Genomic DNA, 12,395 nt, shown 5'->3' with positions numbered 1-12,395 from the left:
AAAAACACTTGATCTTATTTTATGCTCACTGTTATACTGTGTATAAAGATATACACACATGATCACTAGGAGGGTTTGTATGACAGAGAGAAAGCTTGTGAAAGAAATGATGATGTTTGAATTGAGAAATATGACAGTTAAAAATGGATTTCTTTTCATCGTTCTTTCAGCATTCGCTATTTATTTCTTTTCACAGTTTTTATTCTATGGGGACTTTGACATTGTTAATGGAAATAAGGCAGCGAGTTTTTCAACGGACATTATGGTTTTAGCCTATTCTTTCTATATGATTACGTCGATTCGTTCAAAGGCGTTTAAATTACAACCGTTAAAAGACGGTCTGTATGCATCTCCATTTATGATTCTTTTACGAACCATGCCTATAAAGGATGAAACGATTATAAAGTCTCGTATTTACTTGTTTTTGCTGTTAGCCATTCTTATTAACTCACTTCACATCAGTATCATCTATTTCTTCGCTCCAGGGTTGCAAGAATGGATCACACCAGAATTATTTCCTTTCTGGCTGGTTATATGGAATATGCTGACGTTGTCTATTGGGATTTGGATGACGATGAGCGAACCAGGTGCTGTTTACAGCAAAAGGTATTTGACCGTATTTAGTTTAATTTTTTATCTACTTGTTCTTTTAGTCATGTTTGCCATTATTCACTTTACTGGGTACGGCATCTTTGGAGGAATCTTATATTTATCTAATCTATATCCTGTTCCCACGATGATTCTTTCACTGGTTTTAGGAACAATATCGACTATCTTTGCTTTCTATTACATGAAGCATTATATGAGAAAGGTTGATTATCATGTGTAAGCTAGAAAGGGAGGTAACCGGATGAAGCTACCCATTCAGCTTGATGAAACAAGCCGTTCTCCAATCTATCATCAAATTGAAGAGCAAATAAAGGCTTTGATAGTCTCTGGACATTTAGAGCCGGGATCAAGTCTTCCTTCCATCCGAGTGATGTCTAAGGATCTCGCTTGTAGCGTAATTACCACAAAACGCGCATATCACAACCTTGAAGAGAAGGGGCTGATTCGAACCTTGCAAGGAAAAGGAACGTTTGTCGCTGATGTTGATACGGGTGCACGCCAGCATTTTAAGGAAGAGACGGTCGAACGAGGGTTGCTACAAGCCATAGCTATGGGCAGGCAACATAATTATTCAGATGCTGAATTGTTAAAACTATTTGAGCGACTACTAAACAAATAGGGAGGGATTTTAAATGAAACCTTTAACATTAAAGAGCGTAGAGAAATCTATAGGCACTGACCAAGTTATTCAAATAGAAGAGATGCACATTGAATCTGGAAGTATCCATGTGTTAGTTGGAAACAATGGTGCGGGCAAAACCACTCTATTTCATCTCATTGCAGGCATGGTAGGAAGCGATTCAGGAACTATTCAACGATTTGATGGAGTAGAGGAAAAAGAGCTGTGGAAGCAAAAGCTTTCCTACATGCCACAGGAAATTGGACCACAATCCTTTTTCTCATTAAAAGAGATAGCTAATCTAGAATCCCTCGCTTATAAAGGCTGGAATCAGGTACTATTCAAGCGTTTGGTAGAGACATTTGAATTACCTCTTAATAAGAAGCTCGACACCTTTTCTGTGGGGATGAAAAAGAAGGCAATGACAGCCCTTGCTCTTGCACGTCCTTCTAAGCTGTTGCTAATGGATGAACCATTAGCAGGAGTAGATATTAGCGGGCAGGAACAATTAAAGAAGGAATGGATTTTGTACTTGGAGCAAGATGAGGAACGAACCATTTTATTTTCAACTCATACACCAAGTGAAGTTGGTGAAATGGCCGATTATATTCACTTTCTTAAAAATGGATCTGTAGATGAGCCTTATGAAAAGGACCAACTGACAGAAAGTTATGCGTATGTTTGGGTGGAACATGCACCTGGTTTATCTAGTCTTCCTGGTGTCATCCATATACAAACAACAGGAAAAACATCGATGCTGATTTCAGAGGATAGGCTTAGCACTGAACAAGCGCTGTTAGAGAAGCGTTACGAGATTCAGCAAATACAGTCAGTAGGAATTACAGATATTCTTCGTACAAAATTAGAGGAAAAATAGGAGTTGAACTTATGAGTTTATCCATTGATCATGTGACGAAACAGTTTGGACAGCATAAAGCTGTGAATGACTTGACGATTCAAGTACCAAAGGGTGAAATGTTTGGCATGCTAGGTGCAAATGGTGCGGGTAAAACCACAACCTTCCGAATGATGCTTGGGTTATTGGAGCCATCAGAAGGCAAGATAACATGGGATCAGAAAAAGATTGATTATAGCCGTACGAGTTTAATTGGCTATCTACCAGAGGAGCGCGGTTTATATCCGAAGTTGACTGTGAAAGAACAACTTCTGTATCTTGGTAGGCTTAAAGGAATGAAAAAAGCAGATATCCTTACAGCTATGACCGAGTGGTTGGAGAAATTTAAAGTACCTGAATATGCGACCAAAAAGATTGAAGAACTATCTAAAGGGAATCAACAGAAAATTCAATTTATCGCAGCTGTTTTGCACCGACCAGAGCTGATTATATTAGATGAACCGTTTAGCGGACTTGATCCTCTTAATGTAGACATACTGAAAAAAGCAGTGATGGATCTGAAAAATGAAGGAGCAACCATCGTATTTTCAAGTCACAGAATGGAGCATGTCGAAGAGCTGTGTGAACATTTATGTATTATGCATAAAGGACACCCAGTAGTACATGGGAAACTGAAAGAGATCAAACAAGATTATGGAAAGAAAAATGTCTTAATTCGTGCGGACTATTCGTTGGATTTCTTAAAAGACCAACCAGGTGTGACCAAATATGATTCATTGGCTAATGGGGCGCGTATACAAGTAGAGGGACTGGATATAGCCAAAAGAATCTTTTCAATAATTAGTGAAAAAGGCTTTGTCGAACGTTTTGAGGTCGAAGAGCCAAGCTTACATGATATCTTTGTGGAGAAAGTAGGGACCTCTTATGAATAATTTCTGGACTGTTGTCTTACACACATTATCCAATCGATTAAAAACCAAAACGTTTATCGTTACAACACTGATAACTATTGCATTTATTGCTGGAGCGATGAATATTGACCGCATCTTTGAGGCCTTTTCAGGTGATTCGGAGCCCCAAACGATTGCTGTTGTAGGGAATGAAGAGGATGTGACAAATGCAATAGTCACCGAACTGTCAGGCGTCGAGGACTTAGACGCATCGAATGAATCAGCGACTGAAGGGGAACCAGCAGATGTCCTACAGGAGTCAGGTGCTGATTATGTGTTAACTCTCTCAGGAGAAGATAGTGGTCAAATGTCAGCTTTGCTTTATGCCGAGGACGTTGATGGATCGGTCGCCACTGAGGTTGAAACAACATTGCAAAGAGTAAAGGAATCTCTTGCTACGCTGGAACTTGGACTGGATGAAGCAGAGTTAGCGCAAATCTATTCCCCAATCTCATTTGAAACAGAATCAGCGGCAGCATCTTTAACACCGGATCGAACGGAAGAAGAAACGTTCCAAGCTCAAGCGATTGTGTATGTACTTCTATTTGTTATCTATTTGTCAGTTATTTTATACGGAACGATGATAGCAACAGAGGTAGCAACAGAAAAGTCTTCACGAGTCATGGAGATTCTTGTCTCAAGTGTACATCCTATTGTACAGATGTTCGGAAAAATAATTGGAATAGCTGGAGTGGCCCTTTTGCAAGTGTTAACAATTGCGATAGGTGCAGGAATTGGTTATTTAATTAGAGGATCAGGTACGGATAATGGCTTTCTTTCACAAATTTTAGGGGACAGTCTTCCTTATGATTTAATTATCTATGCATTTATTTTCCTAGCGTTAGGTTTCTTACTTTATGGAAGCATTGCCGCTATGCTAGGTTCATTAGTGAGTCGGGTAGAGGATGTTAATACATTGATTCAACCGCTTATCTATATGGTCATGATCGCATTCTTTATTGCTATCTATGGATTAAGTAATCCAGATTCAATGTTAGTAACCATCACGTCGTGGGTACCATTTTTCTCACCAATTATTATGTTCCTACGTTTTGGATTACTCGCTATTCCAGTCTGGGAAGTTGTGCTTTCCTTTGGAGTGATGATCGTATCAATTGTTGTGTTTAGTTTGTTTGCTGCAAACGTCTATAAAGGCGGAGTAATCATGTACGGTAGCGGATCATTAATTAAAGGCATCAAGTCAGCGTTATCGCTTTCAAAAAAATAAGAAAGATCTTCAAAAAGCATTTTGAGAACGATGGACAAGTGTGGTACGATGATTCTGTTGTGCAAAAGGTAGGAGGTGAATAGGTGTGATTGAGTTATTACTCGAAATGATGATGCTATGGGCTGTGGTACTAATTGGCTTGTATATGCTGGCTGCGTTCTCAAGTCAAAATCTTGCGTTTTCGAACCAAAATATGAAGTGGGAGCAGCAAAAGGCGATGCGTGTCCAAGCGTATTCACATCTCACAGCTCCGCCTATTCGCCCTATGTCGGTTACGTATCGTCCAAAGATACCGTCCGTTTTAGATCAATCAGCTTCTGATGATGAAGCTCCATCTCTTGTTGCAGCATGGTAAGTTAGTCCGTTTTATATACAACAAGGAGGAGTCACAATCTTGAAGAAGTCTCATTTAATCATGTTAACAATGGCGCTGTTGATGCTTGTATTATCAGCATGTTCACCAATGGAACAAGCACCTATCACAGCTGAAACCGAGGGATTTTGGAGTCACTTTTTCGTTTATCCAATGTCTTGGTTGATCACAACGGTTGCCGTATTCTTTAATGATAACTACGGTCTGTCTATTATTATTACAACGATACTAATTCGTTGTGTGTTATTACCATTAGTACTGAAGCAACAAAAGAGTACACGAAAAATGCAATTATTACGTCCTGAAATGCAAGAAATTCAAGAACGTATGAAAAAGAAAAAGGGCGACCCTAAAGCCCAACAAGAAGTTCAAAAAGAAATGATGGGACTGTACCAGAAGCATGGCGTGAATCCACTAGCTGGGTGTTTGCCAATACTAGTTCAATTCCCGATCATTATGGCGTTCTACTTTGCGATTATTCGTACAGAAGAAATTAGAGCCCATGAATTTTTATGGTTCAACCTTGGACAACCAGATTACGTGTTACCAATTGTGGCGGCCATCACAACATTTGTTCAACTAAAAATGTCTATGAGCCAAATGCCACAAATGACACCACCAGTTGAAGGTATGCCAAACCCAATGAATATCCTCGTTTGGATTATGCCAGTGATGATTATCGTTGCCGGTGTAACCTTACCATCTGCTCTATCCCTATACTGGGTAATAGGTAACATCTTCATGATCATTCAAACATACTTTGTTGTCATCCGTCCGAACTTGACGATGGCAGAACTAGAGAAATAAGAGGAAAAGCTGGCCCTGGTGGTCAGCTTTTTTTATGGTGAAGGAGGACGATTGGAGTGGGGTTGAGATAGAAAAGGTGATTATTATTGGATGAGAGGTGGTTTTGGGGCGATAGCAAGAGCGATTGATGTTGGACCAAGCGGAGTGAGAATTTAGTAAGAAGGAGCAGGCGATAGTAAGAAAGAACGGACGGATACCAAGACAGATTGGAAAGGATCAAGAGCTGCAGCTGATTACAAAGAGGTATGTAGGGAATACCAAGAGGAGTCGCGTACTTAGCAAGCCGACGAAGCGAGGTCAACTTTATCAAGGGACATAAGGAATAAAAATGGACATTTTTATTGAATAGAGGCGGTTTGGAGCGTTATCAAGAGCGATAGATGAGGGACCAAGCCGAGTGGAGATTTAGTAAGAGAGAGCAGGCGATAGTAAGAAAGACTGGCTCATCAATAAGCGGAATTCCATTCTATAAGGAGCCGTAGCTGGTAACCAAGAGGTACGCAACGTTCATCAAGAAGAAGAGCCGATTTAGCAAGCTACCGAAGCGGGGTCAACTTCATCAAGAGACATAAGGAATAAAAATGGACATTTTTATTGAATGAAGGCGGTTCGGAGCGTAATCAAGAGGTATTGATGAGGGACCAAGCCAGATGAAGATTTAGTAAGAAGGATCTGAGGTTATTAAGAGGTCTCAGCACGGCACCAAGAAGGATAGATATTGATTAAGAAGGAGCAGGCGTTAGTAAGGAAGTCTGAAAAAACATCAAGCGAGATCTAAATTTACCAAGAGCTGCACCCGATAACCAATAAGTACACTGGATTCACTAAGAGGCATCACTGACTTAGCAAGTCCGCCGAAGCGAGATCAACTTCATCAAGAGACATAAGGAATAAAAATGGACATTTTTATATATTGAGAGGCGTAAGCAAGAGGAAGGTTTACCGGACCAAGACGGATGTAGAATTTATCAAGAACCGCCCAACCGCCCCCGCTCACCATACAAAAAAACGAAGAGGACAACAAAAAGAAGTCCGCTTCGTTTTTATTCAAATAATTATACGTGGAAATAACGTGGGAGCTGCTCTTTTGTAAGCAACGATCCAACGTAGAATGAACCGAATTCTCCGTAACGGGCAGAAACTTCATCAAAACGCATTTCATATACTAGCTTTTTGAATTGAAGAACGTCTTCTGCAAAAAGCGTGACTCCCCATTCCCAGTCGTCAAATCCAATGGAACCTGAGATGATCTGCTTCACTTTTCCTGCGTAGCTACGACCAATCATTCCGTGGCTGCGCATGAGGGAGCGACGCTCGTCCATGTCAAGCATATACCAGTTATCGTCTCCGTCACGGCGCTTATCCATTGGATAGAAGCATACGTAAGGTGCGTCGGTGAGAGTTGGGTAGAGGCGAGAGCGAACATGAGGGTTCTGATAAGGGTCCTCATCGCTGTCTCCAGCCAGGTAGTTACTTAGCTCAACGACAGATACATACGAGTAAGAAGGTGTCGTAAACTCTGCAAATTTAGTTTTATTAAATGCGTTCTCAAGCTCATTAAGCTCAGCCATAGTGGGGCGCAGCAACATGAGCATTAGATCAGCTTTTTGTCCAAGGATCGAGTACATCGTATGAGTTCCTTTTTCCTCGGTCATTGCTTCCTCCCAGTTAGAGAGCAGGCTGTGTAATTCGTTTAAGATTTGTTCTCTTTCTTCTGTTGGAACCCGTTTCCAGGATGCCCAGTCAATCTTGCGGAAATCGTGAAGGACATACCAACCATCAAGTGTTTTAGCAGCTTCATTCATTTCTATAAAAACCTCCTAAGTCAAATCACTGTGTTTTTGACCAATCCATATTTACATTATCATATTTGATGAGTGTATTACATCTTTTAGGACAGGTAAGCACATAAAAAGTCGAATTACTGCTGAAAATAAAATGTAAGCGATCTCTATCAATGAGAGCTTGTGTGAGAGCGTATACATGGCCATACTTTTTTTAATTGCAAAAATGACAACTTTGTGTATACCTGTTCCATTTTGCGATAAACAGGGGTATCCTAGAGGTATACAGGGTATGAATAAAGTAAAGGGGGGTTTGGCATGAGCGATTTGTTTACTGAAATTAAAGGACAGGTACAACAGCATCAGCCAACCATTGTTTTTCCAGAAGGTACGGATGAAAGAATTTTAAAGGCAGCTATTCAATTGACATCGGAGCGTATTGTAAAGCCGATTCTTATTGGTTCTCCAGAAGCGATTAAGGAAGTTGCAAATAAAGAAGGAATCAAACTTACTTCAGACATTACTATATACAATCCAGCAGACTATGCAGAGTTTGATGCAATGGTCGAAGCATTTGTTGAACGTCGTAAAGGAAAAGAAACAGAAGACAGTGCGCGTAAAGTTCTTCTTGATGTGAACTACTTTGGTACGATGCTTGTTTATATGAACAAAGCAGAAGGACTTGTGAGTGGTGCCGCTCATTCAACGGGAGACACTGTTCGTCCAGCGCTTCAGATTATTAAAACACTTCCAGGAATCAAACGTACATCTGGTGTGTTTGTGATGGTAAAAGAAGATCAGAAATTTGTGTTTGGAGATTGTGCAATTAATATTGCGCCAAACGCAGAAGAACTTTCTGAAATTGCGATTGCCACAGCGGAAACAGCTAAATTGTTTGATATCGATCCAAAAGTTGCAATGCTTAGCTTTTCAACACTTGGATCAGCTTCATCTCAGGAAACACAAAAGGTATCAGAGGCTACAAAAATAGCTCAAGCTGCTCGTCCTGATCTAGTAATTGATGGTGAGTTCCAATTTGATGCAGCATTTGTTCCAGCTGTAGCTCAAAAGAAAGCACCTAATTCTCCACTTCAAGGACAAGCAAATGTATTCATCTTCCCAAGCCTTGAGTCAGGTAACCTAGGTTACAAAATTGCTCAGCGTCTTGGTGGATACGATGCAATTGGTCCGATCCTGCAAGGTCTAAACAAACCAGTCAACGATCTATCACGCGGATGTGATGCAGACGACGTCTTTAAGCTTAGCTTAATTACAGCGATGCAAGCCATCAAACAACGTGTAACAGTATAATAAATGTTGAGTAGAAACGCAGCGGATTCCGCTGCGTTTCTTTTTTGTGCGATTTATTTAAGACATAAAAAGAGGAGGTCTCATTTGGCCACCTCCACTCAAAGATATATCCTGTTATTCGAGGCAACGGTCATGTCGCTGCGTTACTCGAATGAGCTGTTGCTCAAATAGGTTTTGTTCCTCTTCATTTGCTTCAGAGGGTGAGATCACGGCACCTAGTTGTTCCATCGCTTCAAATGCTCGTTCAAGCACACTTTTAACCGTGAGCTCTTCGCCTATTAATTCTTCCAAGGAAGCCATGACTTCAGGTCGGATCGTAGGAACATCATAACGAGCTTCACCGTCGCGGAGTGCGACCTCGTAAAAGTTCCGAATGACCTCTGCTCGTGCTTCACCGCTGCCAGTCACACAAAGATAAATTTGTACAGCTACACCGCCTCGTGTGCGACGCTGTGAAATGCCTGCGAATTTACGTCCGTCAATGCTTAGGTCATAGCTACCTGGGCAATAGGAACCGATAATTTCGCGTGCTTCAATCTGTTCTCTGTGGTTGCTGAACATTGAACGAATAAGCTCCACCATCAGATCATATCCTGCATTAATGGACCACCCTTTTGATTCTTTAAAAATGAGTGAGAGGTTCAATACTCCTTCATCTAACATGACAGCAAGTCCACCCGAATTTCGAACCACAGCACGATAATGAGGAGCTAAAAAATGAAGCCCATCATGGATAAAGGGTAATCGAGAGTCCTGTGTGCCTAGCACGACTGTATGATGATGAACCCATGCTCTAAAGGCAGCTGAGCCAGTTTCCCCAACTGTTTGACACAACATGTCATCGAAGGCAAACGATTGAAGTGCATCGTATTCTGGGCCCCGTTCAGTGTGATCAAAATACCGCCATTGTTTGGCGAATTTTTGGTTGGTTTGTTTAGAAATCATTTTATTTTCTCCTTGTAAGCTATATATCAATAATGAATTTAGTATATCATGATGAATTCAGTGTTGTAGGATTTTGGTGCTTTTGATTCTATATTGCATTGTTCTTAATCTCTGTTATACAATGGGTAGCATGTCTAAATCAAAATTTGAATATAGTGAAACAGGTTTCTTTTGATAAAAATTAGGGAATTGATGTTTGATATCCTTTATATTTGAAATTTTTGGGACAGAGGGGGAATAGGTATGAATTTAACAGTAAAAATTCTGATAGGGCTTTTTGTAGGTATTGTTACTGGAATTTTATTTAATGTATTTGCACCTGAACTTTTTGAATCAGTAGACATGTACTTTTTTGGTCCTATTGGTACAATCTTTCTTAATTTAATTATGATGATTGTTATTCCTTTAGTTTTCTTTTCTATTGCACTAGGTGCAGCAGGGATGGGTGACCCTAAGAAATTAGGAAGAATTGGTGGGAAGACAATCACGTTTTTCTTAACTACTACGGCGATTGCTTTGACAATTGGTCTTTCTATCGCATTAATTGTACAACCAGGGGATGAAGGATTACTTGGTAGTGGAGATGAGGACTATTCAGTATCTGAAGCTCCTCCTATAATGGAAACAGTTACAAATATTATTCCATCAAATCCCATTGAAGCAATGGCTAATGGAGAAATGCTTCAAATTATAGCATTTGCGTTATTTATAGGGGTAGCAATCGCAATCCTAGGTGAAAAAGTTGCAACTTTTAGGAAATTATTAGAACAAGGTAATGAAATAATGATGTTCTTGGTCACTGTAATTATGAAGCTAGCTCCTTATGGTGCAGGTGCTCTTATCGCATCAGCTCTTGGTAATGCTGGTTTTGCAGCAATGAAATCTTTAGGGATGTATATGATATGTGTGGTTGGCGCGCTGATCATTCACACATTTTTAACGTATGGTTTAAGTGTGTCATTACTGGGTCGTATGAATCCAATTAAATTCTTTAAAAACTTCGTCCCGGCTATTGCGATGGCATTTAGTCTATCAAGTAGTACAGGTACATTACCATTATCTATGAAAACTGCTCAGGAAAAGCTTGGTGTTTCTAAACAGGTTTCAAGCTTCGTTCAGCCACTTGGAGCAACAATTAATATGGATGGAACAGCCATTATGCAGGCGATTGCCACCGTATTTATTGCCCAAGTTTACGCCGAGACGCTCACTGTTCCTGACCTACTGACAGTTGTATTAACTGCTACTTTGGCTAGTATTGGTACAGCGGGAGTCCCTGGAGCCGGAATGATTATGCTTGCGATGGTTCTAACATCGGTTGGACTTCCGGCAGAGGGAATTGCGCTAGTAATAGGTGTAGACCGTATTCTTGATATGATTCGTACGTCTGTTAACATTACAGGTGACGCAGCATGTGCAGTCATTGTAGATCGAGGAGAGCGTAAGAATGGACATATTAAAGATGATGAGGATATACAGGTATCATCATAAATCATCTTTTATTAAACCAAGATAGTCTTAATAGACTGTCTTGGTTTTTCATTTCATCATCGACTTTGCTGATGTATAATAGGGCTATTAGTACGTAATTGGAGAGGAACTGCCATGACAGAATCGTATCAGGGATTGCTTGATGAGGAGAAGGTATTTAAAGACCCGGTGCATCGCTATATTCATGTGCGGGATAAGTTGATTTGGGCATTGATTGGAACGAAGGAGTTTCAGCGGCTTAGAAGAGTACGTCAATTAGGGACAAGCTATATGACCTTTCATGGCGCCGAGCATACGCGTTTTACACATTCTTTAGGTGTGTATGAGATCACGCGACGAATGATTGATGTGTTTGAAGGTAGACCTCATTGGCATGAGGAAGATCGGCAGTTAGCTCTTGTTTCAGCGTTGCTTCATGACATTGGTCATGGACCATTTTCTCATTCGTTTGAAAAGGTTTTTCATTCAGATCATGAGGCTTGGACTCGTGCGATCATCCTAGGTGATACGGAAGTGAATCAGGTACTGACGTCTATAGGTCCAGATTTTGCGAAAGAAGTTGCTGAAGTCATCGAGAAGACCTCGTCCAACAAACTGGTCACTAGTATGATTTCTAGCCAGATAGATGCTGATCGAATGGATTATCTGCAAAGAGACGCTTACTACATCGGAGTGAGCTATGGCCATTTTGATATGGAGCGTATTTTGAGAGTGATGAGGCCGACTGAGGATCAAGTGGTCATTAAGCAAAGCGGTATGCATGCTGTAGAGGACTACATTATGAGCCGCTATCAGATGTACTGGCAAGTCTATTTTCACCCTGTTACTCGAAGCGCGGAAGTGATTTTGAGTAAGATTTTTCAACGCGCAAAATATCTTTACAAACAAGGTTATGCCTTTAATCAAGCGCCACAGCATCTCTTTTCATTTTTTGATAATCATCCAACATTAGATGATTATTTGCGGTTAGATGAGTCGATTGTTCTTTATTATTTTCAGATTTGGCAAGATGAACAGGATGACATTCTAAAAGATCTGTGTGTGCGATTTATTAATCGACGTTTGTTCAAGTATGTTGAAGTGAACCCAAATATTCAGATGGCCGATTGGGCACGTTTGCGAGAGTTATTTACAGGAGCAGGGCTTGATCCTGATTATTATCTTGTCGTGGATTCTTCATCTGATCTGCCATATGATTTTTATCGTCCTGGTGAGGAAGAGGAGAGGGTTCCGATTCACTTAGTCCTCCCAAATGGGAAAATTCGTGAACTCTCAAGGCAATCGGATTTAGTTGAATCGATTTCAGGAAAAAAACGAACGGACCATAAGCTGTATTATCCTGATGATTGGCTCGACGCACTTGATGATGAACACCGTGAGGCAAAACAAGAGATACGAAAATTGTTATTTCAAGAAGGCTAA

At 40.5% G+C, this 12,395-nt stretch carries 12 protein-coding genes; 10 read left to right on the top strand and 2 right to left on the bottom strand.

Going from position 1 to position 12,395, the window contains the following annotated elements; genetic code table 11:
- The first annotated feature begins 79 nt into the window (after positions 1–79).
- The 7 genes from J2S05_RS09345 (at position 80) to yidC (ending at position 5,442) form a co-directional block, all read left to right on the top strand.
- Positions 80–829 (top strand): hypothetical protein, encoded by a 750-nt coding sequence (locus J2S05_RS09345; RefSeq protein WP_306982114.1) that lies wholly within the window; start codon positions 80–82, stop codon positions 827–829.
- Between the two features lie 21 nt (positions 830–850).
- On the top strand, positions 851–1,228 hold the full coding sequence (locus J2S05_RS09340) for a GntR family transcriptional regulator (protein ID WP_306982112.1): 378 nt from the start codon (positions 851–853) through the stop codon (positions 1,226–1,228).
- 13 nt (positions 1,229–1,241) lie between these two features.
- Positions 1,242–2,105, top strand: coding sequence for an ATP-binding cassette domain-containing protein (locus tag J2S05_RS09335; RefSeq protein WP_306982110.1), 864 nt, complete (start codon positions 1,242–1,244; stop codon positions 2,103–2,105).
- An 11-nt stretch (positions 2,106–2,116) separates the two neighbouring features.
- Positions 2,117–3,016, top strand: coding sequence for an ABC transporter ATP-binding protein (locus tag J2S05_RS09330; RefSeq protein WP_306982108.1), 900 nt, complete (start codon positions 2,117–2,119; stop codon positions 3,014–3,016).
- Positions 3,009–4,262: an ABC transporter permease gene (locus tag J2S05_RS09325; RefSeq protein WP_306982105.1), complete on the top strand. Its 1,254-nt coding sequence runs from the start codon at positions 3,009–3,011 to the stop codon at positions 4,260–4,262. Before J2S05_RS09330 ends, J2S05_RS09325 begins: the two co-directional genes overlap by 8 nt.
- An 85-nt stretch (positions 4,263–4,347) precedes the next feature.
- Complete coding sequence (locus J2S05_RS09320; protein ID WP_306982103.1) at positions 4,348–4,617, top strand: hypothetical protein; 270 nt, start codon at positions 4,348–4,350, stop codon at positions 4,615–4,617.
- A gap of 39 nt (positions 4,618–4,656) precedes the next feature.
- Positions 4,657–5,442, top strand: coding sequence for a membrane protein insertase YidC (gene yidC, locus J2S05_RS09315; protein WP_306982101.1), 786 nt, complete (start codon positions 4,657–4,659; stop codon positions 5,440–5,442).
- Positions 5,443–6,497: 1,055 nt separating this feature from the next.
- On the opposite strand, the gene hemQ is transcribed toward yidC, so the two are convergent.
- On the bottom strand, positions 6,498–7,247 hold the full coding sequence (gene hemQ / locus J2S05_RS09310; protein WP_306982099.1) for a hydrogen peroxide-dependent heme synthase: 750 nt from the start codon (positions 7,245–7,247) through the stop codon (positions 6,498–6,500).
- Between the two features lie 297 nt (positions 7,248–7,544).
- Between hemQ and pta the strand changes: the two genes are divergently transcribed.
- Positions 7,545–8,537 (top strand): phosphate acetyltransferase, encoded by a 993-nt coding sequence (gene pta / locus J2S05_RS09305; RefSeq protein WP_306982097.1) that lies wholly within the window; start codon positions 7,545–7,547, stop codon positions 8,535–8,537.
- A gap of 114 nt (positions 8,538–8,651) precedes the next feature.
- Here pta and J2S05_RS09300 read toward each other — a convergent pair whose 3' ends face one another.
- Positions 8,652–9,482 (bottom strand): lipoate--protein ligase family protein, encoded by an 831-nt coding sequence (locus J2S05_RS09300; RefSeq protein WP_306982095.1) that lies wholly within the window; start codon positions 9,480–9,482, stop codon positions 8,652–8,654.
- 243 nt (positions 9,483–9,725) lie between these two features.
- Between J2S05_RS09300 and J2S05_RS09295 the strand changes: the two genes are divergently transcribed.
- The gene (locus tag J2S05_RS09295; protein ID WP_306982093.1) at positions 9,726–10,973 is read left to right on the top strand and encodes a dicarboxylate/amino acid:cation symporter; all 1,248 of its coding nucleotides are present in this window, start codon (positions 9,726–9,728) and stop codon (positions 10,971–10,973) included.
- Between the two features lie 114 nt (positions 10,974–11,087).
- Positions 11,088–12,395 carry an HD domain-containing protein gene (locus J2S05_RS09290; protein WP_306982092.1) on the top strand — a complete coding sequence of 436 codons (1,308 nt, stop codon included), beginning with the start codon at positions 11,088–11,090 and terminating at the stop codon, positions 12,393–12,395.

This window comes from Alkalicoccobacillus murimartini, assembly GCF_030813245.1.
Taxonomy (GTDB): Bacteria; Bacillota; Bacilli; order Bacillales; family Bacillaceae_D; genus Alkalicoccobacillus; species Alkalicoccobacillus murimartini.
The sequence above is the reverse complement of the archived record's forward strand: the minus strand, read 5'-3'. Positions and strand labels throughout refer to the sequence as shown.

Excerpts from the sequence above, each read along its gene's own strand:
- J2S05_RS09345 (WP_306982114.1), top strand. The coding sequence starts at position 80 with ATGACAGAGAGAAAGCTTGTGAAAGAAATGATGATGTTTGAATTGAGA.
- J2S05_RS09340 (WP_306982112.1), top strand. The coding sequence starts at position 851 with ATGAAGCTACCCATTCAGCTTGATGAAACAAGCCGTTCTCCAATCTAT.
- J2S05_RS09335 (WP_306982110.1), top strand. The coding sequence starts at position 1,242 with ATGAAACCTTTAACATTAAAGAGCGTAGAGAAATCTATAGGCACTGAC.
- J2S05_RS09330 (WP_306982108.1), top strand. The coding sequence starts at position 2,117 with ATGAGTTTATCCATTGATCATGTGACGAAACAGTTTGGACAGCATAAA.
- J2S05_RS09325 (WP_306982105.1), top strand. The coding sequence starts at position 3,009 with ATGAATAATTTCTGGACTGTTGTCTTACACACATTATCCAATCGATTA.
- hemQ (WP_306982099.1), bottom strand. The coding sequence starts at position 7,247 with ATGAATGAAGCTGCTAAAACACTTGATGGTTGGTATGTCCTTCACGAT.
- pta (WP_306982097.1), top strand. The coding sequence starts at position 7,545 with ATGAGCGATTTGTTTACTGAAATTAAAGGACAGGTACAACAGCATCAG.
- J2S05_RS09300 (WP_306982095.1), bottom strand. The coding sequence starts at position 9,482 with ATGATTTCTAAACAAACCAACCAAAAATTCGCCAAACAATGGCGGTAT.
- J2S05_RS09295 (WP_306982093.1), top strand. The coding sequence starts at position 9,726 with ATGAATTTAACAGTAAAAATTCTGATAGGGCTTTTTGTAGGTATTGTT.
- J2S05_RS09290 (WP_306982092.1), top strand. The coding sequence starts at position 11,088 with ATGACAGAATCGTATCAGGGATTGCTTGATGAGGAGAAGGTATTTAAA.